This window comes from Telluria sp. GW821-FHT07G12 (genome assembly GCF_059418525.1).
This window is the reverse complement of record NZ_JBWKQA010000001.1, coordinates 408,851-433,592: the sequence shown is the minus strand read 5'-3', so window position 1 is coordinate 433,592 and position 24,742 is coordinate 408,851. Positions and strand designations below refer to the sequence as shown.

Here is a 24,742-nt window from a genome sequence, read left to right as displayed (position 1 = left end):
TTTACACTTGCGCTCACAGGGGTTTCTTCCACGACAAAATGAACAAGAATATGACGCATCACCTGGCACGCCTGTTCGCAGCGACCGTGCTGGCCGCCGCCGTCGGCGCAGCGTGGGCGGACGACGAGGTCCGTTTCCAGATCAGCCGCTTCGAGGTCAGCGGCAATACCTTGCTGGCGCCCGCCGAGGTGCAGGCCGCGGTGGCGCCCTTTACCGGGCCGGGACGCGATTTCGGTGATGTCCAGCGTGCCCTCGAAGCGCTCGAGGCGCTGTACCACGCGCGCGGCTACCAGGTCGTCACCGTCCAGCTGCCCGAGCAGGAACTGAACGGCGGCGTGGTGCGCCTGAACGTGATCCAGACCCGTTTATCCCGTGTGGCGGTCGGCGGCAACCGCTACTTTAGTGAGGCGAACATCCGTGCAGGCCTGCCGACGCTGCAGCCGGGCCGGACCCCGAACCTGCAGGAAGTCTCCGCCAATCTCCGCCTGGTGAACGAGAACCCAGCCAAGAAAGTGAAGCTGAACCTGGCCGGCGCGGAAGCCGACGACGAAGTCGAAGCCCGCGTCGAGGTGGTGGACGAGCGCCCGTGGAAAGTCATGGTCAGCCTTGATAACACCGGCACCGAAGCCACCGGCGAAACCCACGCCGGCGTGATGCTCCAGCATGCCAACCTGTGGGGCCGCGACCATGTCGGCTCGCTGCAGTACACCACCACCGCCGAGCGTCCCGACCGCGTGGCCGTCTGGTCGGCCGGCTATCACATCCCGCTGTACAGCCTCGGCGATGCCGTCGACCTGTTCGCCAGCTACTCGAACGTCGACTCGGGTACCGTCAATGCCGGCATCTTCGACCTGGCCGTGAGCGGCAAGGGCGCGGTCTACGGCGCCCGATACACGCATGCGCTGGCCAAGCGCGGCAGCCTGGAGTCGCGCCTGGTCTATGGCGTCGACTACAAGGCATTCAAGAATAACGTCGTCTTCGGCGGCCAGAACTTCGGCAACGACGTCACCGTGCACCCGCTGAGTTTTGGCTGGGCCGGCAATGCCGTCACCGCCGACGGCGAAGCCAGCTTCGCGCTGACCGTCCTGCAGAACATCGCAGGCGGGTCGCGCGGCGGCACCCGCGATTTCGCGTCGGTGCGGGCAAACGCCAAGGCCAGCTACAGCATGCTGCGCTTCTCGGCCGCGATCTCGAACGTGATCGCCGGCGACTGGCAGACCCGCGTGCTGCTGAACGGCCAGGCCACCGGCGACGCGCTGGTGCCGGGCGAGCAGTTCGGCGCCGGCGGCTCGACCACGGTGCGCGGCTTCGGCGAGCGCGACCTGGCCACCGACTCCGGCTTCGTCACCAACGTCGAGCTGTACACGCCCAACCTGTGCACGCGCGCCTTCTGGCAGTGCCGCCTGCTGGGCTTCTACGACAGCGCCTGGGGTCAGCGCAACCACATCTTGCCGGGCGAACTGCGCCGCACCGCGATCTCCAGCGTGGGCCTGGGCCTGCGCTTCGCGGCCGGCGACAAGGCCAGCGTGCAGCTCGACTACGGCCACGGCATCCACACCGGCCAGGTCCAGGCCACCAGCAAGAACAAGCTTCATGTCCGCGTAGGCCTGGCCTATTGATGGAACGGGGAACGACAATGACGACGACTATCGAACAAGGCAGCTTCCGGCGCAAGGCGAGCGCGCTGCTGCTCGCCGCCTGCTACCTGGGCGGCCCCGCCGCGCAAGCCGCGCCGACCCTGCCGCAGGTGGTGGCCGGCCAGGCCAGCTTCAACCAGCAGGGCAACGTGTTCTCGATCACGAACACGCCCGGCACCATCATCAACTGGCAGAGCTTCAATATCGGGGCCGGCGAGATCACCCGCTTCATCCAGCAGAGCAGCGACAGCGCGGTGCTGAACCGCATTGTCGGCCAGGACCCGACGAAGATCCTCGGCGCCCTGCAATCGAACGGCAAGGTCTTCCTGATCAACCCGAACGGCATCCTGTTCGGCCAGGGCGCGCGCGTGGACGTGAACGGCCTGGTGGCCTCGACCCTGAACCTGTCCGACGCCGATTTCCTGGCCGGGAAGAAGAACTTCCAGGCCGGCGCTGCCGCGGGCACGGTGCGCAACGACGGCGCCATCACGACGCCGAACGGCGGCAAGGTCTTCCTGATCGCGCCGAACGTCGAGAACAACGGCATCGTCAGCGCCCCGAACGGCGAGGTGGTGCTGGCGGCCGGCCGCAGCGTGCAGCTGGTCGATTCCTCCGACCCCAACCTGCAGGTGGTGGTCTCGGCGCCCGGCGACCAGGCGCTCAACCTCGGCAAGCTGGTCGCCGAGGGCGGCCGCATCGGCATCTTCGGCGCGCTGGTGAACCAGCGCGGCCTGGTGAACGCGGACAGCGCCGTGGTCGGCGCGAACGGCAAGATCGTCCTGAAAGCCAGCGGCATGACGACGCTGGGCGCCGGCAGCGCGACCAGCGCAAGGGGCGCGGGCCAGGGCGGCGAGATCCAGGTGCTGGGCGGCCAGGTCGCCATCGAAGGCCAGGCCAGCGTGGACGCCGGCGGCAAGCAGGTCGGCGGCAGCGTGCTGGTGGGCGGCGACTATCAAGGCGGCGGCAGCGTGCAGCGCGCGCAATCGACCCGCATGGACGCCGGCGCAAGCATCAGCGCCGACGCCACCGGCGAGGGCCAGGGCGGCAAGGTCGTGCTGTGGTCGGATGGCGAGACCCGCGCGGCCGGCAGCATCTCCGCGCGCGGCGCGGGCAGCGGCAACGGCGGCCTGGTCGAGACCTCGGGCCATCTGCTGAGCGTGGACGGCGTGAGCGTCAGCGCCGCCGGCGGCAAGGCCGGCAAGAACGGCAGCTGGCTGCTCGACCCCTATGACATCGAAGTCGTCGCCAGCGGCACCGCCAGCGCGAAGGACGTGGCTTCCAGCGCCAACGGCGCGCAGACCGGCGTCACCCGCATCGCCCCGGCCACCTTGACGGCCGCCGGCACCGACGTGGTGCTGCAGGCCCAGCACGACCTTACCATCAGCAATACGATCGAAGCCGCGGGCAGCGTGCGCGCCCAGGCCGGCAACGACATCAGCGTCAACGCCCGCGTCGCCAGCCGCGACGGCGACCTCGATTTCCGCGCCGGGAATGCCTTCATCCTCGGCGCCGGCGGCTCGCTCGCCACCGGCAATTACATCGACATCGCCGCCAACAAGGTGACGCTGTCCGGCAGCATCGACAAGGGCACCAGTGCCCAGCTGCCGATCCTCAGCTTCACCTCCTACGACCCGGGCCGCGCCATTGTCGTCGGCGCCGGCACCGCGGACCCCGGCGTACTCTGGCTCGACGCCGCGACCCTGGGCCGCCTGAGTTCCGGCCTGTTCGAGATTAATCTCGGCAACAGCCGCCATACCGGTCCCATCACCATCGATGCGAACCTGACGGCGTCGAGCAGCCTGGTCCTGGAAAATACCGGAAACATCTCGGTACCTGGTTCGATCAACCTGAGTTCCGGCCCGAACAGCCAGGTACTGGCCACGCTGTACACGACGGGAAGCGGTTCCGATAGCCGGATCAAGGTGAGCGGCAGCATAACGGCATCGAAAGCGATCGCGCTTGACGGCGGCAGCGGCACGGTGGAAATCAGCCCAGGCGCCAGTGTCTCCTCCATCAGCGGCGCGGTGAGTATTGCCGCGGCCACGACGCAGGTCGCGAGTGGCACGGTTTCGGACGTGAGCTCACCGCCACCACCGCCGCCTGCACCGCCGACTCTGGAAGCCTGCCTTGTCACCCCGGGTGCGGCCGGCTGCGCCGACCTCATCTCGAAAGCGGTGCAGGCCTGTACGATAGACCCGAACGGCGCCAACTGCGGCAAGGTGCTGCCGAAGCTCGAGACCTGCCAGGCCAACCCGGCGGCCCCGGGCTGCAGCGTGGTGCTGGCTCAGCATGAGATCGACGTCTGCCTGGCCGATCCGAAGCAGCCGGGTTGCGCGGCCAAGATCCCGAGCTACGACAGCTGCCAGGCGAATTCGTCCGGCTACGGCTGCGGCACGGTGATCCAGCGCCACGATGCGGTGACGGCCTGTATCGCCAATCCGGCTGCACCGGCTTGCGCCCAGACCCTGCCGACCCTGGCCGAGTGCCGTGCGGACACCGGCATCTACGGCTGCGCACCGGTGCTGGCGCGCGACCAGTTCCTGAACTGCGTGGCCCATCCGGAAGGCGCAGGCTGCCTGGAGGACGTGCTGCCCAAGCTGCCAGTCTGCAAAGTGACGCCGTCGGCCGAGGGCTGCGCCCAGGTGCTGGAGGCGACCTTCCAGTCCTGCCTGAGCAAGCCGAACGACGCCAGCTGCAGCGGCGTGCTGCCGACCCTGTCGCAGTGCGTGGCCAGGAGTTCCGAGCGCGGCTGCGACGCCGTGCTGCCGACGCTGAGCCAATGTATCGCCAGCCCGAGCCTGCAGGGTTGCAGCGTGCGCCTGCCAAGTCTGCAGGCCTGTGCGGCCTCGCCGGCCACGCCGGGCTGCGAAGCCGTGCTGCCGCGGCCGGACTTCTGCGGCACCCATCCAGGCGACGCGAGCTGCGTCATCTTCAACGGCAACGGCGGCGGTGCGCAGAATACGGACGGCAAGCAGGTATCGCAAGCGGTCCAGAGCACGGTCCAGCTGATCAACTTGGGCACGGCGGGCGCCACGCCGCCGGGCGCGGGGCAGGGCGGGGCACAAGACGACAAGAATCCTGGCCAGGGCGGCCGCGCCGCTGGTCCGGCGCAAGCGGAAAACACGGGAGCAAAGAATGAAAAACCAGCCACCAAAATGTACTGCAACTAAGGGCGTGGCGAACATGCTGAAATCCCTGCTGTGCGCGGTGCTGCTGCTGGCCGGCGGTAGCGCCTGGGCTGCTCAAGTGGTCGGTGTGGTTGCTCATTTGAGCGGCCCGCTGCTCGACCGCAAGGCCGACGGCAGCGTCAAGGTGCTGGGCATGAAGTCGGAAATCGAGAACGGCGATACCCTGGTGTCCGAGAAGAACACCTATGCCCAGATCCGTTTCGTCGACAACAGCGAGATCACGCTGAAGCCCGGCACCACCTTCCGCGTCGACAACTTCAACTACGACGCCGGCAAGCCGGACGCCGACAGCGCCGCCTTCGACCTGGTCAAGGGCGGCCTGCGCTCGGTCACGGGCCTGCTGGGCAAGCGCAACAAGGAGAAGTTCTCGCTGAAGACGCCGAGCGCCACCATCGGCATCCGCGGCACCACCTTCATCGTGCAATACGTGCCGCCGCCGGCGCCGCAGCCGCAGGGGATGGCCGTGGTGGACCACGTCGACAGCCTCGAGGGCCTGTCCGCGCCCGGCAAGAATCCGCCGCCCGGCTTTGGCGAGGGCAAGCAGGCGCGCGGCGCCGACGGTCCCGCCGCCATCGGCAGCAAGCCGGATCAGAAGACGCCAGTCGGCGCACCGGTGCTCGCGCCCGGCCTGCACCTGCAGGTCACCGACGGCGCCATCATCGTCACCAACAACGGCGGCGCGCTGGGCTTTCAGGCGGGCCAGTTCGGCTACGTCCCGGGCGTGAACCAGCCGCCGGTGATCGTGCCGCCGAATACCGGCCTGCAGTTCGCGCCGCCGCCGAGTTTCAACGGCGGGTCGGGTGGGCCGCAGGCCTCGGCGGGCGGTTCCTCGGATAAAGCGACGGTGGATTGCATCGTGCGCTGAGCATCGTCCGGTGCGACAAATAAAAAAGCCTGCGTCCCTTCCGGGATCGCAGGCTTTTTGCTACGTGCGGTCTGAAATTTAGAGCACGTCGCTGGCGTGATCCGCCAGGCGCGAACGCTCGCCGCGCGCCAGGGTCACGTGGCCGCCATGGCTCCAGCCCTTGAAGCGGTCGACCACGTAGGTCAGGCCGCTCGAGCCTTCGGTCAGGTAAGGCGTGTCGATCTGCGCGATGTTGCCGAGGCAGAGGATCTTGGTGCCCGGACCGGCGCGCGTGACCAAGGTCTTCATCTGCTTGGGCGTCAGGTTCTGGGCCTCGTCGATGATCAGGAACTTGTTGACGAAGGTGCGGCCGCGCATGAAGTTGAGCGACTTGATCTTGATGCGCGAACGGATCAGGTCCTGGGTGGCGGCGCGGCCCCAGTCGCCGGCGTCGCTGTCGCCCTTCATGAGCACTTCGAGGTTGTCGTCGAAGGCGCCCATCCATGGCGACATCTTCTCTTCCTCGGTACCCGGCAGGAAGCCGATGTCTTCGCCCACCGGCACCGTGACGCGGGTGACGATGATCTCGTTGTAGACCTTGGTCTCCAGCACCTGCGCCAGGCCCGCCGCCAGCGCCAGCAGGGTCTTGCCGGTACCGGCCTGGCCGAGCAGGGTGATGAAGTCGACCTCCGGGTTCATCAGGAGGTTCAGGGCGAAGTTCTGCTCGCGGTTGCGGGCGGTGATGCCCCACACGTTGTTCTTGTTGTGGCTGTAGTCGCGCAGGGTCTGGAACACGGCTGTCTTGCCGTTGATTTCCTTGACCTGGCCCTGGAAGGGCGCCTCGCCGTTGTTCGGCTCGAAGAACACGAACTGGTTCACCAGCAGCGAAGGGATGAAGGGGCCGGTGACGCGGTAGTAGGTCGACGAGTTGCCGCCCTTGATCTCCTGCCAGGACTCCATGTTCTTGCCATGCTTGTCCCAGAAGTCGTCCGGCAGCTGGACGATGCCCGAGTACAGCAGGTCGGTGTCTTCCAGCACGTGGTCGTTGAAGTAGTCCTCGGCGGCCAGGCCCAGGGCGCGCGCCTTGATGCGCATGTTGATGTCCTTCGACACCAGCACGATCGCGCGGCCCGACTGGTCGCTTTCCAGCGCGCGGACCACACCCAGGATCTGGTTGTCGGCCTTGCCGGACGGGAGGCCTTCCGGCAGCGCGGCGGCGTTCAGGCGGGTCTGGAAGTACAGGCGGCCGCGCGCATCCTTGTTGCCCAGCTTGGCCAGCGGGATGCCGGTCTCGATGGCGTCGTCGTCGGTGTTGGCGATCAGGGCGTCCAGCGTGCGCGACACCTGGCGGGCATTGCGCGCGACTTCCGACATGCCCTTCTTGTGGTTGTCGAGCTCCTCGAGCGTCATCATCGGCAGGTAGACGTCGTGCTCCTCGAAGCGGAACAGCGAGGTCGGGTCGTGCATCAGCACATTCGTGTCGAGCACGAACATCTTGGTGGCGCCGGCGCTGTCGGCCTTGCGGCTGGCCGAGGACTTGACGTTGACCTCGACCGGCTTGTGCTTGACCGGATGCGGCTCGTTCATGTCGGTTTCGCGCAGCTTCGCAGTCACGCCGTTCTTGCCGCTCTTGTCAGCGCGGGCAGGGGCGGGTGCAGGCGAGGGCGCAGCCGTTGCAGCGCGGCCGGCGGGCGTGGCTTCGCGCGACGGCGCTTCGACCAGCAGTGCGGCCTTGGACTTGCGTGCACGGGCAGGCTTGGCCGGCACGGCTTCGCCGCTGATCAGGTCTTCGACAGGATCGTTCTCCGCCTTCGCGGCTGCGCGGACAGGCGATTTGCCGGGTTCGGCTTTGGGGTAATCTTTGGCCAGCAGAATGGTCGCCGGCTTGCTTGGTATTTTCGGTAGTGGCATCAGGCTCTCAATCGTAATGAAGTCGGAAAAATGCACCGTGCGGGCATGTGCGCCGCCGGGCCGGACAGATGCAACCGTGGGGGGAGCTGCGCGGCTACCGGCCGTCTCGATATGAGAGCGGGGCCGGTGGCCAGATTGGAAAGATGCGTTGAGGTAAAACTGGGACTCAAAATAGGCGACGTAATGGCTTCAGGTTAGCGATAACCGAGCCATCCGTTCAGGGCTGGCTCTTCAGAAATTCCAGCACTTCATTGACGTGATCATTGACTTTCACGCCACGCCATTCTTTCACCACTTTGCCGTTAGCGTCAATGACAAACGTACTGCGCTCGACCCCTCGTACTTTCTTACCGTACATGTTTTTCATCTTCATGACATCGAACTGGTTGCAGACCGCTTCCTCGGGGTCGGAAATCAGTTCGAAGGGCAGGCCGAGCTTGGCCTTGAAGCTCTCGTGGGAGCGCAGCGAGTCGCGGCTGAGGCCGTAGATGGAAGCGCCCAGCCCGGTGAACTCGTCATGGTGGTCGCGGAAGGCCATGGCTTCGGTAGTGCAGCCGGGGGTGTTGTCCTTCGGATAGAAATACAGCACCGTGTACTTGGCCGGGCGGCCCTGCAGTTCGAAGGTCTGCTCGCCCGTCATCGGCGCACTGAAATTGGTCAAGGGTTCGGTGGGTGCTGCGCTGGGGCTGTCGGCCACGGGTGTTCTCCTGTCAGGATCAGGTATCAAGGACGATCAGCTCTCCCGACCGTCCCGGTAATTCGCCCCACTGAACCGGGTATTCGGGCAGCGGGTCATGCTTTATCTTCTCATAATAGTCCGCCATCGAGACAAGCCGGTAGCCTTGAGCTTTCCAACCTGACAACAGCTGCTCGAAGATGGGGGCAAGTTTCTGTCCTTCAAGTTCTGCGTGCAGGGTATACACGTGATCGCGCCGGTTTTCCGCCGTCAGCTTGAGCAGGTGGGCGGCGATATTCGCCGTCGTCAGCTCGGCGCCGTCGACTTCGCGGCCCAGCAGCTCGTCCAGCGTGGGCAGCGTGGTCGGCATCTGGATGTGGCGCATGCCCTGGAAGCGGTAGGGGCCGGCCTGCGGGTGGGCCAGGGCGCCGTTTTCGAGCAGCATGGCGCGGCCGTCCGAGGCATAGGCATAGCCCTGGCTGTCGTGGCGGCGGAAGGCGTGCTCGTTCATCTGCCAGCCGGCCGCGCCATGGGTATGCGGCGCCTCGCCGAAGACCTGGGCGTAGCGCTGCTCGCACTTCTCCATCATGGCGTCGGTCCACCGGGCGTGGCGGGCGCGGACATTGTCCTGCCAGCGCACGTGGTCCCAGGTGTGGATGCCGCATTCGAAGCCGGCGTCGCGCGTGGCGCGCATCTCGGCCGCGCCCTTGACGCCGATATCCGGTCCGGGCAGCAGCACGCCGTACATCAGGGTCTTGAAGCCGTAGTGCTCGACCACCGAGGTGCGCGAGACCTTCTGGAAGAAGCCGGGACGCAGCGCGCGCCGCATTGCCCGGCCGGTATGGTCGGGGCCGAGCGAGAACAGGAAGGTCGCGCCGGCGGCGTGCCTGGTCAGCATGCGCACCAGGTTCGGCACGCCTTCGAGCGTGCCGCGGTAGGTGTCGACGTCGATTTTGAGAACGAGCAGGGGTGCCAAGATACGCCCTTAATCCATCAGCGCCTGGGCCGCCGCCACCTGGCCGCGGTAAGCATCGAAGATGTGGCGCAGCGCGTCGGCCATGCTGGTGGTCGGCGCCCAGTCCAGGTCCTGCTTGGTGTTGTCGATCTTCGGCACGCGGTTCTGCACGTCCTGGTAGCCGGCGCCGTAGTAGGCGCCCGAGCTGGTCTCGACGATCTGCACCTTCTGCGCGCCGGCCGCGTATTCCGGGTACTCGGCGGCCAGCTTCAGCATCATGTCGGCCAGTTCGCGGATCGAGTAGTTGTTGACCGGGTTGCCGATGTTGTAGATCTGGCCCGTGGCCTTGCCGTCCTTGTTCTCGATGATCTTCATGAGGGCCTCGATGCCGTCATCGATGTAGGTGAAGGCGCGCTTCTGCGCACCGCCGTCGACCAGCGAGATGGGCTCGCCGCGCACGATGTGGCCGAAGAACTGGGTCAGCACGCGCGAGCTGCCTTCCTTGGGCGTGTGGATCGAGTCCAGGCCGGCGCCGACCCAGTTGAAGGGGCGGAACAGGGTGAAGTTCAGGCCTTCCATGCCGTAGCCCCAGATCACGCGGTCCATCAGCTGTTTGGAGCAGGCATAGATCCAGCGCGGCTTGTTGATCGGGCCGTAGACCAGTTCCGAGTTCTCCGGATCGAACTCGCCGTCGTGGCACATGCCGTAGACTTCCGAGGTCGACGGGAACACCAGGTGCTTCCCGTACTTGGCGGCCGAGCGGACGATGGGCAGATTCGCCTCGAAGTCCAGCTCGAACACGCGCAGCGGCTGCTGCACATAGGTCGACGGCGTGGCGATCGCCACCAGCGGCAGGATCACGTCGCACTTCTTGACGTGATACTCGACCCATTCCTTGTTGATCGTGATGTCGCCTTCGAAGAAGTGCATGCGCGGATGGGCGAGCAGGTCGCCGATGCGGTCCATGCTCATGTCCATGCCATAGACCTCCCAATCGGTGGTCTCGAGGATGCGCTTGGACAGGTGGTGGCCGATGAAGCCGTTGACGCCGAGGATAAGGACTTTTTTCATAGGGTGGTCTTCAAAGCGAGGCTTTCAGTTCGGCCGGCGAGATTCGCAAGCCGTCGGCCAGCAGGCTGTGGATGATGAGCGCGCGGCCGTCGCCGCACACGCCGAGGATCGCATTATCCACCACTGCCAGACCGGGCGGCAAACCGGTGATTTTCCCGGCCGGATCGCCGCGGTAGAGGCGGGCGCGTTCGATCACGTAACGGCGCGGGCCGATGTCGGTAAAGGCGCCGGGATAGGGCGGGGCCACCGCACGGTGCAGGTTGTAGACCTGCTGGGCGGGTTTGGTCCAGTCGATGCGGCCGTCTTCCGGCTTGCGCCCGCCGAAGTAGCCGCCTTTCGTGAGGTCGTTCGGCGTGCGCGGCGCGGTGCCGGCCAGCAGCTGCGGCAGCACATTGTAGAGCGCCAGCTCGGCCGCCACGGTGACCTTGCCGAAGACTTCGAAGGCGGTGTCGTCGGGCAGGATGGGCACGGCCTGCTGGGCCACGATGGCGCCGGCGTCCGGCTTGGCGGTCATCTCGTGCAGCGTGGCGCCGGCCTGGGTCGCGCCGTGCAGCACCGCCCAGTTGGTCGGCGCGCGGCCGCGGTATTCCGGCAGCAGCGAACCATGCATGTTGTAGGCCGGGGCGACGTCGAGGATGGCCTGCGGCAGCATGTTGCGGTAGTAGAAGCTGAACATCAGGTCCGGCTGCACCGCTTTCACTTGCGCCAGCAGCTCGGGCGACTTCGGGTCGTCGGGCGTGATGAAGGGGATGCCTTCGGTTTCGCACAGCGACTGCACGGACTCGAACCAGATGTTCTCGGTGGCGCTGTCCTGGTGGGTGACGACCAGGGCGACGTCGACGCCGCCGGCGAGCAGGACTTTCAGGCAGCGGACGCCGACGTTGTGGTAGGCGAAGACGACTGCGCGTTTTTGTGGGTTGTTCATGTGAGGATGCAGATTCGTCGGAATGAAGTTATCGTCATTCCCGCGAACGCGGGAATCCATACTGAGCATCGGAACTCGCACACTCAGCGCAGTGCCTGTCTTGCCAACTTCGGCGCTTCAGCATGGATCGCCGCTTTCGCGGGGATGACGTATCGGGTTTCAGCGCACCACGTGCCGCTTCTCGACCTCGCCGGTCTCCGCCTCGGAAGCCGGCAGGCCCTGCAAGATGGTCGCCACCACATAGCGCGGCCGCGCGCGCACCTGCTGGTAGATCCGGCCGACGTACTCGCCCACCAGGCCGATGCCGAACAAAATCACGCCCATGAAGAAGAAGGCGATCGCGAACAGGGTGAACACGCCTTCGGCTTCGGCGCCCAGGATGAAGCGGCGCACCAGCAGGAACAGCACCAGCAGGGCCGACAGCAGCGACATCGTGATGCCCAGCAGCGAGAAGATCTGCAGCGGCACCAGCGAGAAGCCGGTCATCAGGTCGAAGTTCAGGCGGATCAGGCTGTACAGCGAATACTTCGATTCGCCGGCCGCGCGTTCCTCGTGTTCGACCACGATCTCGGTCGGCTTGCGCGAGAATTTATAGGCCAGCGCCGGCACGAAGGTGTTCACCTCGGCGCACTGGTTGACCAGGTCGATCACGTTGCGGCCGTAGGCGCGCAGCATGTTGCCCTGGTCGGTGATGTGGATGTTGGTGATGCGCTCGCGCAGGCGGTTCATGGCCTTCGAGGCCACCGTGCGCCATGCCGAGTCCTGGCGCTTGCGGCGGATCGAGCCGACGTAGTCGTAGCCTTCGCGCATCTTGGCGACCAGCTTGTGGATCTCTTCCGGCGGGTTCTGCAGGTCGGCGTCGAGGGTGATCACGATGTCGCCGCGGGTCTGCTCGAAGCCGGCGAGGATGGCCATGTGCTGGCCGTAGTTGCCGTTGAAGAGCACCACGCGGGTTACGTCCGGACGCTTGCGGTACTGCTCGGCCAGGATGGACACCGAGTTGTCACGGCTGCCGTCATTGATGAACACGACCTCGTAGGGAATCCCCAGCTTGTCCATGGCCGGGTAGAGGCGCGCGAACAGATTGCCCAGGCCGGCTTCTTCGTTGTAGACCGGAATGACGATCGACAGTTCCGGTTTCATGCCCATGGCCGTCATTTTGCCAGCACCGATTTGACTGCCGCCACGGCGCGCTCGACGTCGGCCTTGGTCATGGCATAGAACATCGGCAGGGTCACGTTCAGGCGGCCGATCTTCTCGGCCACCGGGAATTGCCCGTCGGTAAAGCCGCGCTCGCGGTACATCGTGAACAGGTGGATCGGCCGGTAGTGGTAGCCGGTGCCGACATTGTGTTCCTTCTGCAGGCGGGTCATGAACTCGGCGCGGGTGTCCGGGCCATTGTCCGGCAGAACGATCTGGAACAGGTGCCAGTTGGTGGCGCCGAAGGCCTTCACCGGCAGCGTGACGCCGGTCTGCGCCTCGAAGTCGGGGCCGAAGCAGTCGAAATAGTGCTGGGCCAGCATCGCGCGGTGGGCGGTGATCTTTTCCAGGTTCTTCATCTGGCCCAGGCCGATGGCGGCCAGGATGTCGCTCAGGTTGTACTTGCCGCCGAGCACGTCGACGTCGATGCCGTCCACGCCGCTGCGGGTCACGCCCTGCAGGCGGTATTTCTCTGCCAGGCGCGCTTCTTCCTCGTTGTTCAGGACCAGGCAGCCGCCTTCGCCGGTGGTGATGTTCTTGTTGGCCTGGAAGCTGAAGGAGGCGAAGTCGCCGAAGGAGCCGATCGGCTTGCCCTTCCATTGCGAGCCCAGGGCCTGGGCCGCATCTTCGACCACGCGCAGATTGTGTTTTTTCGCGATCGCGTACAGGCGGTCCATGTCGACCGGCAGGCCGGTCAGGTGGACCGGGATGATGGCCTTGGTACGCGGGGTGATCGCCGCTTCCATCTTGTCGAGGTCGATGTTGCGGGTGAGCGGATCGATGTCGGCGAACACCGGGGTCGCGCCCACTTCGATAATGACATTGGCCGTCGCAACCCAGGAATTCGGGGTGGTGATCACCTCGTCGCCCGGCCCGATGCCGGCGATGCGCAGGGCGATCTCCATCGTGCAGGTGCCGGAATTGAAGGTGCGCACCGGGCGCCCGCCAAAGTAGGCCGAGAGCAGGGCTTCGAGCGCCTGGTTCTTCGGACCGGTGGTGATCCAGCCGGAGCGCAGCACTTCGCCAACGGCGGCAATGGTGTCTTCGTCGATGGTGGGCCGGGAAAACGGCAGGAAGGGCAGCTCGGCAGTCATGGGTAACTCGATCGGAATGTTATTGATGGAAATGCGGATGTCATTTTATCAGCCTGCTCGGCTGCAGGACGCTCAGGAACGCGCCAGAAGGAACACGCCGACCATGATCACGGCGATGGCCAGCAGGCGCTGCGGCGAGATGGTTTCGCCCAGGAACAGCCAGGCGCCGGCCGCCGCCACCACGTAGCCCAGCGAGAGCATCGGGTAGGCGATGGTCACGTCGGTGCGCGACAGGCCCATGATCCACACCACCAGCGACAGCGCGTAGCAGGCCAGGCCGCCGAGGATGGGCAGCTGGCTGGCGACCCGGATGAAGGTCTCGAAGGCGTTGCTGAACGTGAGATGGATGGCGCCGCCGAGGGCGTTGGTGCCGGCCTTGAGCAGCACCTGGGCGACGGCGTTCAGCAGCACGCCGGAAATGATGAATGCGAAAGTAGAGAGGTTCATGACTTCGTGTAAATGGGGATCAGCGGGTGGCGATCACGGTGCGGCGCGCATCGCCGGCAATGACCCGCAGCGGCACGCCCTGGGCCTGGAACTGGGCCACGAATTCCGGCCGGACGATGGCGATGCTCTTCACGCCGGCGGCAGCGTCGGCACGCCAGCGTTCCAGGAAGGCCGGGATGGTCGGGATGGCGAGTTCCGGCTGCTGTTCCAGGCCGAAGCTGAATTCGTCCGTGTAGTCGACCAGGGTCACGGTGCGGCCCAGGTAGAAGGTCAGCGACTGCTCGTAGATGCCGACCGAGTACACGCGGGTGGCCGGATTGCCGGCGCCTTCCGCCTGCATGGCGGGCAGCAGCCTGACGCCGGCGCGCACCTGGCCGATCGGCTCGAAGCCGGTGAGCAGCAGCTCGGTGCCGGCGAAACCGGCAATCGCCAGTACCAGCACGGTCAGGTCTTTCTGCATCTGGCGCGCGTACAGCATGGCCAGCGCGCCGCCGATCAGCAGCACCAGGCCGGCGGCCAGCGCCCACGGTTGATAGGCCGCGTACAGCACGTCCTCGCCCGGATGGCGGGCCAGCTTCAGCATGAAGGGCACGAAGCCGAGCAGCGCGGCGCCCAGAAGGACGGTCAGGCCGGCGGTCAGCATGCGGCCGCGGCGCGTGCCGCCTTCCAGGTAGTTCGCCACCAGCAGGGCCACGGCCGGGAACACCGGCACGATGTAGCCGGGCAGCTTGGAATTCGACTTGGTGAAGAACAGGACGATGAAAGCGACCCAGACCAGCAGCATCAGGCGCGGCTTGAAGCGGGTCGGTTCAAGGCTGGGCTTCGCGCCCAGGATCAGGCCCTGCACAAGCACGCCCGCCCAGGGCACGCTGCCGGCGGCCAGCAGGACGAAGAACACGTACCAGGCGGCTTCGCGGTGGTGCTCGGTCTTCAGGAAGCGGTCGAAGTGCTCGTGGATGAAGAAGAAATGCGGCTGCTCCGGGTTCTTCAGGCCCACCAGCACGAACCAGGGCGTGGCGATCAGGAAGAACAGCAGCAAACCTTTGACCAGGTGCAGCCGGGTCCAGATCTTCCAGTCGCGCGAGAACAGGGTATAGAAGACCAGCACGCCGCCCGGCAGCACCAGGCCGATCAGGCCTTTCGCCAGCACGGACAAGGCCATCCCGGCCCAGCACAGCAGCATCCAGTTGCGCTGCTCCGACGGCGTGGCGGTGTCGCGCTGGGCCACCAGCAGGGCGCACAGGGCGATCGTCATCATGCCGGACAGGCTCATGTCGAGCGAATTGACCTGGCTGCAGGCGACCCAGTAGAAGGAGGAAGCCAGCACCAGGCCGGCGTAGAAGCCGACGCGGCTGCCGAACACGCGCATGCCCGTGTAGCCGGTCAGGCCGACGCCGAGCAGGCCGCACAGGCCGGTCCAGAGGCGCGCCTGCCAGTCGCCGAGCCCGAACAGCTCGAAGGACAGCGCGTTCATCCAGGTCTGCAGCGGCGGCTTCTCGAAGTACTTGATGCCGTTCAGGCGGGTGGTGATCCAGTCGCCGCTGGCGAACATCTCGCGCGCCATTTCGGCGTAGCGCCCTTCGTCGGGAGGGACCAGGGTACGCGCCTTCAGCACGCCCAGCAGGACGGCGGCAAACGCGAGGAACAGGGTCCAGACGAGCGTCTTGTTCTTGTGGAGTTCTCTCATTCGATGATCAGCGCCAGCGTTACCTTCCGGCCTTCGCCCATCAGGATATTGTAGGTGCGGCAGGCGGCATGGCTGTCCATGCTTTCCACGCCCACGTGCTTGCCGGAGAGGCTGGCGATCAGGCGCGGGTGCACGAAGCGCTGGCGCTCGCCGGTGCCCAGCACCACCACGTCGGGCGCATCAAGAGCGATCTGTTCGAAATGCTCGGCCGTCAGGTCTTCGAAGCGGGTCACGTTCCAGGCGCGCGGCGGCGTCTCGGGCATCACCAGCACGCTGTAGTCGTAGCGCTTGGCATTGATCTCGACCCCGGCCTGGTCGTAGCCGGTGACGGTCTGGTATTTTTCGGTATTGCTGGAATGGAGCTTCATAGTGAACTTTGAAAGCGCGAGCCGCGTATTGTAACTGGGTTTAATGACAACGCCAGCCGTAGGTTGCTTAATCCCGGCGCTTTGGGCAGAATGGGATTTTTCGCATTGCAACAATTCATATTTTGGCAGGGTGACATTTTGCGACCGATTCTGAAATCGAACAAGCTGGATGACGTGTGTTACGAAATCCGCGGCCCCGCGCTCGAAAAAGCGCGCCAGATGGAGGACGACGGCCACAAGATCATCAAGCTGAACATCGGCAACCTGGCCGTGTTCGGTTTCGACCCGCCGGACGAAATCGTGCAGGACATGATCCGCAACCTGCACGGTGCGGCCGGCTATACGGACTCGAAGGGCATGTTTGCACCGCGCAAGGCGGTCATGCACTATACCCAGGAAAAGAATATTTCCGGGGTCAAGATCGACGACATCTACCTGGGCAACGGCGCCTCCGAGCTGATCGTCATGGCGATGCAGGGCCTGCTCAACAACGGCGACGAGGTGCTGGTGCCGGCGCCCGACTACCCGCTGTGGACGGCGGCGGTCAGCCTGGCCGGCGGCAATCCGGTGCACTACGTGTGCGACGAGCAGGCCGGCTGGATGCCGGACATTGCCGACATGCGCAAGAAGATCACGCCGAACACGCGTGCGATCGTCGTCATCAACCCGAACAACCCGACCGGCGCGCTGTATTCGCGCGACGTACTGCTGGAGATCGTCGAGCTGGCGCGCCAGCACGGCCTGATCGTCTACGCCGACGAGATCTACGACAAGACCCTGTACGACGGCGAAGAGCACGTGTCGATGGCCTCGCTGGCTGACGACGTGCTGTTCGTGACCCTGAACGGCCTGTCGAAGAACTACCGTTCCTGCGGCTACCGCGCCGGCTGGATGGTGGTGTCCGGCGAAAAGCGCCATGCGAAAGACTATATCGAAGGCCTGAACATGCTGGCCTCGATGCGCCTGTGCGCGAATGCGCCGGGCCAGTTTGCGATCCAGACCGCGCTCGGCGGCTACCAGAGCATCGCCGACCTGGTGGCGCCCGGCGGCCGCCTGGCGCGTCAGCGCGACCTCGCGCACAAACTCCTCACCGATATTCCGGGTGTGTCCTGCGTCAAGCCAAAAGCGGCGCTGTACATGTTCCCCCGCCTCGACCCCAAGATCTACCCGATCGCTGACGACCAGCAATTCATCTGCGAGCTGTTGTCCGAGGAAAAAGTCCTGCTGGTGCAAGGCACCGGCTTCAACTGGATCGCCCCGGATCACTTCCGGTTGGTGTTCCTGCCCAATTCCGACGACCTGACCGACGCGTGCGGCCGCATCGCGCGCTTCCTCGACGGCTACCGGCGCCGACATACGCGCTGAGAACGACAGAACAGAACTGAACATATGAAACCCATCAAAGCAGGCTTGCTAGGCATCGGCACCGTCGGTGCAGGCACCTATCACGTCCTCCAGCGTAATCAGGAAGAAATCCGCCGCCGCGCCGGCCGCGGCATCGAGGTGGCGATGGTCGCCGCCCGCAATCTCGAACGCGCGCGCCGCATCGTCGGCGAGCAGGTCGAAGTCGTGACCGACCCGTTCGCGGTCGTGAACAATCCCGAGATCGACATCGTCGTCGAGCTGATCGGCGGCTACGAACTGGCGCGCGAGCTGGTGCTGCAGGCGATCGCCAACGGCAAGCACGTGGTTACCGCCAACAAGGCCCTGCTGGCCCTGCACGGCAACGAGATCTTCGAAGCGGCCCAGGCCAAGGGCGTGATGGTGGCCTTCGAGGCCGCCGTGGCCGGCGGCGTGCCGATCATCAAGGCACTACGCGAAGGCCTGTCCGCCAACCGCATCGAATCGGTGGCCGGCATCATCAACGGCACCACCAACTTCATCCTGTCCGAGATGCGCGAAAAGGGCCTGGACTTCGGCACCGTGCTGAAGCAGGCCCAGGAGCTGGGCTATGCGGAAGCCGACCCGACCTTCGACATCGAAGGCGTGGACGCTGCCCACAAGCTGACCATCATGGCAGCGATCGCCTTTGGCATTCCGATGCAGTTCGCCAGCAGCCACATCGAAGGCATCAGCCAGCTGCAGGCGGTCGACATCCGCTACGCCGAACAGCTGGGCTACCGCATCAAGCTGCTCGGCATCACCCGCCGCACCGTGGTCGACGGCGCCGAAGGCATCGAGCTGCGCGTGCACCCGACCCTGATTCCGTCCGCACGCCTGATCGCCAACGTCGAAGGCGCGATGAATGCGGTGCTGGTGAAGGCCGATGCGGTCGGCACCACGCTGTATTACGGCAAGGGCGCCGGCGCCGAGCCGACCGCCTCCGCGGTGATTGCCGACCTTGTGGACGTGACCCGCCTGGCGACCGTCGATCCTTACCAGCGCGTGCCGCACCTGGCTTTCCATCCGGGCGAACTGGCCGATCTGCCGATCCTGCCGATGGAAGAGATCCGCACCGCCTACTACCTGCGCGTGTACGTGCAGGACCAGCTGGGCGTGATGGCCGACCTGACCCGCATCCTGGCCGAAGCCGGCATTTCGATCGACGCCGTGCTGCAGAAGGAACCGGGCGAGAAGGCCCGCACCGACATCGTCATCATCACCCACCAGACCCGCGAAAAGTACGTCAATGCGGCGATTGCGAAAATCGAGGCGCTGTCGACGGTGGTCAACAAAGTCGTGCGTATCCGTCTCGAGACCTTCGCTTAGTTCGGTAATCCCGAAGGCCCGGCGCGCTCCCTGGCGCCGCCGGCCGTATCGGGCAGCGTGCTCCAGCAACTGAAAAAGTCGTCGGCGAACTCGTCGACGCACTGGGGCGGCTCCGCGCTACGGCTGTCGAGCGGCGCAGTCGTGAGGGTGAGCAGGTCCTGCTCGATCTGGTCGAACAGCGCATCGGCGGCGCTGTACTCCAGGTGGCTGTAAGCGTGACGGGTCGTGTTCATGGGCGAATTCTAACCGCGTTGCAGCGCACAAGAATGCGTGTCCGGAACAGGACTTGTGCTGGCTCAAGCGCTCAAAGTTTTGCCGTCTCGCATATTTGTCGGCCCGCAATATGGGTTGCCAAACAGCTCCTGTTTGGCAGCATTTGCCGATACTAAAGGGACTGTCTGGCAGTCCTTCCCATGCTCCGCGCCGGGCGCCCGCTCAGGTTTGAGAAAGCACAAACTCGTCCGTGTGCGCGCCCGACATCGCCGCAGCCGCAAACATCACGCTCACTTTCAGACCGCGGCCATCGTCCGTGCTGTCCATGGCCAGGGTCGCACCGTGCAAGCTGGCAATATCCCGCACGATCGCCAAGCCCAGCCCGGTCCCGCCGGGATTTGTTTCCAGCGCCGCCTGGGCGCGGTAGAAGGGCATGAACACCTTGTCGACTTCCGCCTCGGCGATACCGGGTCCGCTGTCCTGCACTTCCAGCAGCACGTTGGCGTTCACCCGGCGCACCCGCAGCAGCACGCTGCCGCCGGCTGGCGTGTACTGGATCGCATTGTCGGCCAGGTTGCTCAGCATTTCGTGCAGCAGCAGTTCCTGGCCCAGCACGGTGCTGTCCTCGCCGTCCTCGGCCTCCAGCGCCAGGTCGATACCTTTCTGTACCGCCGGCAGCGCCAGCTCGAGGCCGACTTGCTGGGCCAGCGCCGCCAGCGACACCGGTTCGGTCCGCGCGCTGCCGCTGCCATGCTCGATGCGCGCCAGCGTCAGCAGGCGGTTCGCCAGGTGCACGGTCGAATCGGTGGTGGCCGCGATCGAGCGCACGATGGCCTGCATCGCGGCCGGGTCGTTTTCGCGCAGTGCCAGCTCGGCCTGGGTCTTGAGCACCGTGAGCGGGGTGCGCAGCTGGTGTGAGGCGTCGGCGATGAAACGGCGCTGGCTGGCAATCAGGGTCTGCATGCGCGCCATGGTGCCGTTCATCGCCGCCACCAGCGGCCGCACTTCGCGATGGACCATGCTCGCATCGACGTCCGACAGGTCGGATACCGCGCGCGTCTCGACCACCTGCTTCAGGCGCATCAGCGGCTGCAGCACCAGGCGCACCGCGAACCACACCAGCGTCGCCACCGCCAGCACCAGCAAGGCCTGGCGCAGCAGGGTATTCACCAGGATCCGCCGCGACAGGGCGCGCCGCGCATCCAGCGTCTCGCCGACCTGGATCAGGGCGATGCCGCGCATGGTGTCGTCGTACACCGGCTGCAGCAGGGCGGCGATGCGCACCGGCTCGCCGTTGTAGTCGGCGTGGTAGAAGCGCACCAGGGCCGGATACAGCTCCGAGCGCGGCACGTTCTTCGGCACCGCCGGCAGGTCGTCGTAGCCGGACACGGTCTCGCCCTGCAGGCCGCCGACGCGGTAGTAGATGCGGCCCAGGGTGTCGGTCTCGAAGCTGTCCAGCGCCACATAGGGCACGTCGGCCACCACCTTGCCGTCGCGGACCGAAACCCGCTCCGCCAGCGCGCGGGTGGAGGCCAGCAGCGAGCGGTCGTAGGCGATGTCGGCGGCCTCCAGCGCATCGCGATAGAGCGACACCGCGTTCAGCGCCACCAGGATCACCAGCGGCACGATCAGCCAGCGCAACAGCTGGCCGCGCAGGCTGCCGGGAGAGCGGGGCGGCTTCATCGCTAGGCCGCCGGCCGTTCCTGCAGCAGGTAGCCGATGCCGCGCAGGGTCGCGATGGCGGCGCCGCCGTCCGGGCGGCGGTCGAGCTTCTTGCGGATGCGGTGGATGTACAGCTCGATGGCGTCGAGGTTGGCCTCGTCGTCGAGCGCAAACACTTCGTCGAACAGCTTTTCCTTCGACATGGCCTTGCCCGGCCGCGAAATCAGCGCTTCCAGCAGCGCATGCTCGCGCGGCGTCAGCGCCAGCGGCTCGCCGCAGTAGGTGAACATGCGGCCGACGGTATCGAAGCTGAGCTGCCCGCACTGGTGCACCACCGCCTCGTTGCCGACGCTGCGGCGCAGCAGCGCCTTCACGCGCGCTTCCAGCTCGGCCAGCTCGAAGGGCTTGGCCAGGTAGTCGTCTGCGCCCAGGTTCAGGCCCTGCACCCGTTCTTCCAGGCCGCCGCGCGCGGTCAGGATCAGCACCGGCGTGCGGCCGCGCGTGCCGCCGCGTGCGCGCAGGCGGCGCAGCACGTCCAGGCCGTCCATCTTGGGCAGGGTCAGGTCCAGGATCACCTGCGCGTAGTCCTGGGTATGGAGCAGGGCGTCGGCGTCGGCGCCGGTGGCTGCGCATTCGACGGTGAGTTTGGCGTCGCGCAGCGCCTTCGACACCCAATGCGACAGTTCGACGTGGTCTTCGACTAACAGGATTCTCATGCCGCCAGTGTAAGCGCAAAGCCGGCGCCGGGAAAAGCGCCATGGCCGGCGCCGTTGGCTACGTGTTTTCCACAGTCGGGCATTGAAAGCTGATTGAAAGCTTGGCACGCATATAGTTGTTCCAAACACAGCAGTCGCTAAAAAGCACTGCAACGATTACAACAACCGGAGACACCATGAAGAAGTCGGCCCTCGCGCTCGCCGTCCTGGCAGCGCTTTCCCTGAATAATTCCGCCAACGCCCAGAGCAACGTCCAGGTCTACGGCCTGATCGACGCCGGCGTCGAAGCCGTCAACCATGCCGGCGCCAACGACGGCAGCGTGGTGCGCGTGGTCTCGGGCGGCAAGAACACCTCGCGCTGGGGCTTCCGCGGCAGCGAAGACCTGGGCGGCGGCCTGAAGGCGGTCTTCAACCTCGAAGGCGGCATCCTGATGGACACCGGCGCCTCCGACGGCAACCTGTTCAAGCGCCAGGCCAACGTCGGCCTGGAAGGCAGCTTCGGCCGCGTGGTAATCGGCCGTTCCTTCACCACCACCTATGACCTGGTGATCAAGTTCGACCCGCTGGGCTTCGCGCCCAACTATTCCTGGGCCACCAGCGGCGGCGCCACCGGCCCGTCGAAATACGGCATGACCACCGCCTTCGACAACCTGATCAAGTACACCGGCACCAGCGGCGGCTTCACCTACGGCGCCACCGTCGGCCTGGGCGAACAGGCCGGCAGCACCGCCGATGGCCGCAAGTACGCGGTGGGCGGTTCCTGGTTCGGCGGCGGATTCGGCGTGATGGCCGCCTATGAACAGGTGAACGGCAACACCGTCGCCGCCACCGGCAACCGCGACGAGACCACCGCCTACCACCTGGCCGTCGACTACAAGACCGGCCAGTGGCGCTACGTCGCCGGCATGCGCGGCTACAAGCTCCAGTCCGGCAAGGCCGCCACGGTCGACCTGCGCGGCGATACCTTCTGGGGCGGCATCACCTACGTGACCGGCCCGGTGACCCTGACCGGCGCGGTCTACCACATCAATACCAAGGAACTGCCGGCGGCGAAGGATGCCGATCCGACCATGTACGTGGCGCGCGCCATGTACGCGCTGTCCAAGCGCACCGACCTCTACCTGTCGGCGGCCCACGCCAAGGCGGACCACGGCCAGCTGGTCGGCCTGTCGCGCGACGATGCCGGCACCGGCACCACGCAGACCGGTGTCACCGCCGGCATCCAGCACCGCTTCTGACGCGCGGCCGGCCACGCACCGTATGATGGGCGCCATGAATACACTGCGCACCTTCCTGCTCCCGCTCCTCGCGCTGGCCTGCCTGCACGCCGGCGCGGCCACCCCCGGCGAAGTCGAATGCATGATCCCGTCCAAGCCGGGCGGGGCGATGGACCTGACCTGCAAGCTGGCCCAGAAAGCCCTGCAGGACAAGTCCGGCTCGCCGAAATTCAAGCTGAGCTATGTGCCGGGCGGGATCGGTGCGGTGGCCTGGCACACGATGGAATCGTCGCAGCGCCGCGCCGAGCCGAACACCCTGGTCGCGTTTTCCGGCGGTTCGCTGCTGAACCTGGCGCAGGGCAAGTTCGGCAAGGCCAGCGCCGACGACGTGCGCTGGGTCGCGGCGCTCGGCGCCGACTACGGCATGATCGCGGTGCGTGCGGATTCTCCCTATCGCACCCTGGGCGACCTGGTCGAGGCGCTCAAGCAGGATCCGCAAAAGGTCCTGATCGGCATGTCCGGCACCATCGGCAGCCAGGACTGGATGAAGATGGCGCTGCTGGCGCGCCTGGCCGGCGTCGATCCGCGCAAGCTGCGCTTCGTCGCGCTGGAGGGCGGCGGCGAGGAATTCACGGCGATGCAGGCCGCTTACGTGCAGGCGATCTCGGGCGACGCCTCCGAGGCCGCGCTGTACGCCGGGCGCGGCCAGGTGCGGGTGCTGGCGGTGCTGTCCGAGCACCGGCTGCCCGGCGTGCTGGCCGCGGTGCCGACCGCGCGCGAGCAGGGCTACGACCTGGTCTGGCCCGTCATCCGCGGCGTCTGGATGGGCGCGGGCGTGCCGGACGCCGACTACCGGCGCTGGGTCGCGGCCTTCGAGCGCATGAAAGCCAGCCCCGAATTCGCCCAGCAGCGCGCCCAGGCCGGGCTGTACCCGTTTTCGCTCACCGGCGACCAGTTGACCCGCTATATCAAACAGGCAGTCCTCAATTACAAGCAGCAGGCCAGGCAGTTCAAGCTCGTGCGCGAGCCTTGACGCCTGCCCCACACGAATACACCCAAGGAGACAAGACATGCAAGCCACCAAACACATCCTGCGCGCCACCGTCACCGCTGCCATCGCCCTGTGCGCCGGCCAGGCCCTGGCCCAGGTACCCGCCGGCTATCCGGCCGCCTACCAGCAGATCGTCGACGGCGCCAGGAAGGAAGCCAAGCTGGTGATCTACGGCGCCACCGACAGCAAGGCCGTCGCGCCGCTGGTGAAGGACTTCAACACCCTGTACCCGGGCATCACGGTCGAGTACAACGACATGAACTCGACCGAGGTGTATAACCGCTTCATCTCCGAAGCGGCAGCCGGCGGCGACACCGCCGACGCGCTGTGGTCCTCGGCGATGGACCTGCAGATCAAGCTGGCCGCCGGCGGCTACGCGATGGCCTACAAATCGGTGGAAGCATCGAAGATTCCGGCCTGGGCCTCGTGGAAGGACATGGCCTACGGCACTACCTTCGAGCCGGCTGTCTTCGTCTACAACAAGCGCCTGGTGACCGGCGCCGACATCCCGCAGACCCACGCCGACTTCGTGCGCATCATCAGCCAGCCGAAGTTCCAGGACAAGGTCACCACCTACGACATCGAGAAGTCCGGCGTCGGCTTCATGTTCATGAGCCAGGACGAGCGCGACTTCGCGCAATTCAAGCAGCTCGAGCAGGCCTTCGGCACCGCCAAGGTGCGCGTGCAATCCTCGACCGGCACCATGCTGGAGCGGATCTCCTCGGGTGAGAACCTGATCGGCTACAACGTCATCGGCTCCTACGCCCTGGTGCGCGCCAAGACCGACCCCTCGCTGGGCGTGGTGCTGCCGAAGGACTACACGCTGGTGATGTCGCGCGTCCACTTCATCAACAAGTCGGCCAAGCATCCGAACGCCGCCAAGCTGTGGACCGACTACATCCTGTCGCAGCGCGGCCAGACCGTCATCTCCAACGCCTCCAAGCTGTACGCGATCCGCGCCGACGTCACCGGCGAGACCACTTCGAGCGAGTTGATCAAGCAGATCGGCGAGAAGAACATCAAGCCGCTGCCGGTCAGCCCGGCCGTGATGGAGTACCTGGACCCGGCAATCCGCATGGCCTTCCTGAAAGAGTGGAAGGCCACCGCCGGCAAGAAGTAACGCTGTACGAAGCATCCGCGGCGGGGCAGGCCCGCCCGCCGCGCCCCGTTT

Annotated in this window: 21 protein-coding genes; 8 read left to right on the top strand and 13 right to left on the bottom strand. The window is 66.0% G+C overall.

Annotated elements, in window-relative coordinates:
• The first annotated feature begins 38 nt into the window (after nucleotides 1–38).
• From AC07PE_RS02110 to AC07PE_RS02100, 3 genes are read left to right on the top strand one after another with little or no spacing between them, the layout of a single operon-like run.
• On the top strand, nucleotides 39–1,619 hold the full coding sequence (locus tag AC07PE_RS02110) for a ShlB/FhaC/HecB family hemolysin secretion/activation protein (RefSeq protein WP_498761136.1): 1,581 nt from the start codon (nucleotides 39–41) through the stop codon (nucleotides 1,617–1,619).
• 17 nt (nucleotides 1,620–1,636) lie between these two features.
• Entirely contained in the window at nucleotides 1,637–4,807 is a 3,171-nt protein-coding gene (locus AC07PE_RS02105) for a two-partner secretion domain-containing protein (protein ID WP_498761134.1), read from the top strand.
• Between the two features lie 13 nt (nucleotides 4,808–4,820).
• The gene (locus AC07PE_RS02100; protein WP_498761132.1) at nucleotides 4,821–5,690 is read left to right on the top strand and encodes a FecR family protein; all 870 of its coding nucleotides are present in this window, start codon (nucleotides 4,821–4,823) and stop codon (nucleotides 5,688–5,690) included.
• Between the two features lie 78 nt (nucleotides 5,691–5,768).
• On the opposite strand, the gene AC07PE_RS02095 is transcribed toward AC07PE_RS02100, so the two are convergent.
• The 10 genes from AC07PE_RS02095 to AC07PE_RS02050 form a co-directional block, all read right to left on the bottom strand.
• Complete coding sequence (locus AC07PE_RS02095) at nucleotides 5,769–7,580, bottom strand: PhoH family protein (protein WP_498761130.1); 1,812 nt, start codon at nucleotides 7,578–7,580, stop codon at nucleotides 5,769–5,771.
• A gap of 217 nt (nucleotides 7,581–7,797) precedes the next feature.
• Entirely contained in the window at nucleotides 7,798–8,277 is a 480-nt protein-coding gene (locus AC07PE_RS02090) for a peroxiredoxin (RefSeq protein WP_498761128.1), read from the bottom strand.
• A 19-nt stretch (nucleotides 8,278–8,296) separates the two neighbouring features.
• Complete coding sequence (locus tag AC07PE_RS02085) at nucleotides 8,297–9,232, bottom strand: polysaccharide deacetylase family protein (protein WP_498761126.1); 936 nt, start codon at nucleotides 9,230–9,232, stop codon at nucleotides 8,297–8,299.
• Between the two features lie 9 nt (nucleotides 9,233–9,241).
• Nucleotides 9,242–10,282: a bifunctional UDP-4-keto-pentose/UDP-xylose synthase gene (locus AC07PE_RS02080; RefSeq protein WP_498761124.1), complete on the bottom strand. Its 1,041-nt coding sequence runs from the start codon at nucleotides 10,280–10,282 to the stop codon at nucleotides 9,242–9,244.
• Nucleotides 10,283–10,292: 10 nt separating this feature from the next.
• Nucleotides 10,293–11,207, bottom strand: a complete 915-nt coding sequence (locus tag AC07PE_RS02075) for a formyltransferase (protein ID WP_498761122.1) — start codon at nucleotides 11,205–11,207, stop codon at nucleotides 10,293–10,295.
• A 159-nt stretch (nucleotides 11,208–11,366) separates the two neighbouring features.
• Complete coding sequence (locus tag AC07PE_RS02070) at nucleotides 11,367–12,350, bottom strand: glycosyltransferase (RefSeq protein ID WP_498762936.1); 984 nt, start codon at nucleotides 12,348–12,350, stop codon at nucleotides 11,367–11,369.
• Nucleotides 12,351–12,361: 11 nt separating this feature from the next.
• Nucleotides 12,362–13,501, bottom strand: coding sequence for a DegT/DnrJ/EryC1/StrS family aminotransferase (locus AC07PE_RS02065; RefSeq protein ID WP_498761120.1), 1,140 nt, complete (start codon nucleotides 13,499–13,501; stop codon nucleotides 12,362–12,364).
• A 72-nt stretch (nucleotides 13,502–13,573) separates the two neighbouring features.
• On the bottom strand, nucleotides 13,574–13,948 hold the full coding sequence (locus AC07PE_RS02060) for an EamA family transporter (RefSeq protein WP_498761118.1): 375 nt from the start codon (nucleotides 13,946–13,948) through the stop codon (nucleotides 13,574–13,576).
• 19 nt (nucleotides 13,949–13,967) lie between these two features.
• Nucleotides 13,968–15,635: a glycosyltransferase family 39 protein gene (locus tag AC07PE_RS02055; RefSeq protein ID WP_498761116.1), complete on the bottom strand. Its 1,668-nt coding sequence runs from the start codon at nucleotides 15,633–15,635 to the stop codon at nucleotides 13,968–13,970.
• Nucleotides 15,632–16,003 carry an Mth938-like domain-containing protein gene (locus AC07PE_RS02050; protein ID WP_498761114.1) on the bottom strand — a complete coding sequence of 124 codons (372 nt, stop codon included), beginning with the start codon at nucleotides 16,001–16,003 and terminating at the stop codon, nucleotides 15,632–15,634. Before AC07PE_RS02050 ends, AC07PE_RS02055 begins: the two co-directional genes overlap by 4 nt.
• Before the next feature lie 138 nt (nucleotides 16,004–16,141).
• On the opposite strand from AC07PE_RS02050, the gene AC07PE_RS02045 reads away from it, so the two are divergent.
• Nucleotides 16,142–17,368: a pyridoxal phosphate-dependent aminotransferase gene (locus AC07PE_RS02045; protein WP_498761112.1), complete on the top strand. Its 1,227-nt coding sequence runs from the start codon at nucleotides 16,142–16,144 to the stop codon at nucleotides 17,366–17,368.
• Between the two features lie 24 nt (nucleotides 17,369–17,392).
• Entirely contained in the window at nucleotides 17,393–18,712 is a 1,320-nt protein-coding gene (locus tag AC07PE_RS02040) for a homoserine dehydrogenase (protein WP_498761110.1), read from the top strand.
• Here the strand turns inward: AC07PE_RS02040 and AC07PE_RS02035 are convergent.
• The 3 genes from AC07PE_RS02035 to AC07PE_RS02025 all read right to left on the bottom strand — a co-directional run bounded on the left by AC07PE_RS02035 (nucleotide 18,709) and on the right by AC07PE_RS02025 (nucleotide 21,303).
• On the bottom strand, nucleotides 18,709–18,945 hold the full coding sequence (locus AC07PE_RS02035) for a hypothetical protein (RefSeq protein WP_498761108.1): 237 nt from the start codon (nucleotides 18,943–18,945) through the stop codon (nucleotides 18,709–18,711). The two genes, AC07PE_RS02040 and AC07PE_RS02035, sit on opposite strands and share 4 nt — an antisense overlap.
• Nucleotides 18,946–19,147: 202 nt before the next feature.
• Nucleotides 19,148–20,608 carry a sensor histidine kinase gene (locus AC07PE_RS02030; protein WP_498761106.1) on the bottom strand — a complete coding sequence of 487 codons (1,461 nt, stop codon included), beginning with the start codon at nucleotides 20,606–20,608 and terminating at the stop codon, nucleotides 19,148–19,150.
• Between the two features lie 2 nt (nucleotides 20,609–20,610).
• Nucleotides 20,611–21,303 (bottom strand): response regulator, encoded by a 693-nt coding sequence (locus AC07PE_RS02025; RefSeq protein ID WP_498761104.1) that lies wholly within the window; start codon nucleotides 21,301–21,303, stop codon nucleotides 20,611–20,613.
• 176 nt (nucleotides 21,304–21,479) lie between these two features.
• On the opposite strand from AC07PE_RS02025, the gene AC07PE_RS02020 reads away from it, so the two are divergent.
• Genes AC07PE_RS02020 through AC07PE_RS02010 form a run of 3 tightly spaced genes read left to right on the top strand, consistent with a single transcriptional unit; the run spans nucleotide 21,480 to nucleotide 24,691 of the window.
• Nucleotides 21,480–22,541 (top strand): porin, encoded by a 1,062-nt coding sequence (locus tag AC07PE_RS02020; protein WP_498761102.1) that lies wholly within the window; start codon nucleotides 21,480–21,482, stop codon nucleotides 22,539–22,541.
• Nucleotides 22,542–22,575: 34 nt separating this feature from the next.
• A complete protein-coding gene (locus AC07PE_RS02015) occupies nucleotides 22,576–23,553 on the top strand; it encodes a tripartite tricarboxylate transporter substrate binding protein (RefSeq protein ID WP_498761100.1) in 978 nt (325 codons plus the stop codon).
• A gap of 37 nt (nucleotides 23,554–23,590) precedes the next feature.
• The gene (locus AC07PE_RS02010) at nucleotides 23,591–24,691 is read left to right on the top strand and encodes an ABC transporter substrate-binding protein (RefSeq protein WP_498761099.1); all 1,101 of its coding nucleotides are present in this window, start codon (nucleotides 23,591–23,593) and stop codon (nucleotides 24,689–24,691) included.
• Nucleotides 24,692–24,742 lie beyond the last annotated feature (51 nt).

Coding starts and splice junctions, on each gene's coding strand:
- AC07PE_RS02110 (WP_498761136.1), top strand. CDS start 39: ATGAACAAGAATATGACGCATCACCTGGCACGCCTGTTCGCAGCGACC.
- AC07PE_RS02105 (WP_498761134.1), top strand. CDS start 1,637: ATGACGACGACTATCGAACAAGGCAGCTTCCGGCGCAAGGCGAGCGCG.
- AC07PE_RS02100 (WP_498761132.1), top strand. CDS start 4,821: ATGCTGAAATCCCTGCTGTGCGCGGTGCTGCTGCTGGCCGGCGGTAGC.
- AC07PE_RS02095 (WP_498761130.1), bottom strand. CDS start 7,580: ATGCCACTACCGAAAATACCAAGCAAGCCGGCGACCATTCTGCTGGCC.
- AC07PE_RS02080 (WP_498761124.1), bottom strand. CDS start 10,282: ATGAAAAAAGTCCTTATCCTCGGCGTCAACGGCTTCATCGGCCACCAC.
- AC07PE_RS02075 (WP_498761122.1), bottom strand. CDS start 11,207: ATGAACAACCCACAAAAACGCGCAGTCGTCTTCGCCTACCACAACGTC.
- AC07PE_RS02070 (WP_498762936.1), bottom strand. CDS start 12,350: ATGAAACCGGAACTGTCGATCGTCATTCCGGTCTACAACGAAGAAGCC.
- AC07PE_RS02065 (WP_498761120.1), bottom strand. CDS start 13,501: ATGACTGCCGAGCTGCCCTTCCTGCCGTTTTCCCGGCCCACCATCGAC.
- AC07PE_RS02060 (WP_498761118.1), bottom strand. CDS start 13,948: ATGAACCTCTCTACTTTCGCATTCATCATTTCCGGCGTGCTGCTGAAC.
- AC07PE_RS02055 (WP_498761116.1), bottom strand. CDS start 15,635: ATGAGAGAACTCCACAAGAACAAGACGCTCGTCTGGACCCTGTTCCTC.
- AC07PE_RS02050 (WP_498761114.1), bottom strand. CDS start 16,003: ATGAAGCTCCATTCCAGCAATACCGAAAAATACCAGACCGTCACCGGC.
- AC07PE_RS02040 (WP_498761110.1), top strand. CDS start 17,393: ATGAAACCCATCAAAGCAGGCTTGCTAGGCATCGGCACCGTCGGTGCA.
- AC07PE_RS02035 (WP_498761108.1), bottom strand. CDS start 18,945: ATGAACACGACCCGTCACGCTTACAGCCACCTGGAGTACAGCGCCGCC.
- AC07PE_RS02030 (WP_498761106.1), bottom strand. CDS start 20,608: ATGAAGCCGCCCCGCTCTCCCGGCAGCCTGCGCGGCCAGCTGTTGCGC.
- AC07PE_RS02025 (WP_498761104.1), bottom strand. CDS start 21,303: ATGAGAATCCTGTTAGTCGAAGACCACGTCGAACTGTCGCATTGGGTG.
- AC07PE_RS02020 (WP_498761102.1), top strand. CDS start 21,480: ATGAAGAAGTCGGCCCTCGCGCTCGCCGTCCTGGCAGCGCTTTCCCTG.
- AC07PE_RS02015 (WP_498761100.1), top strand. CDS start 22,576: ATGAATACACTGCGCACCTTCCTGCTCCCGCTCCTCGCGCTGGCCTGC.
- AC07PE_RS02010 (WP_498761099.1), top strand. CDS start 23,591: ATGCAAGCCACCAAACACATCCTGCGCGCCACCGTCACCGCTGCCATC.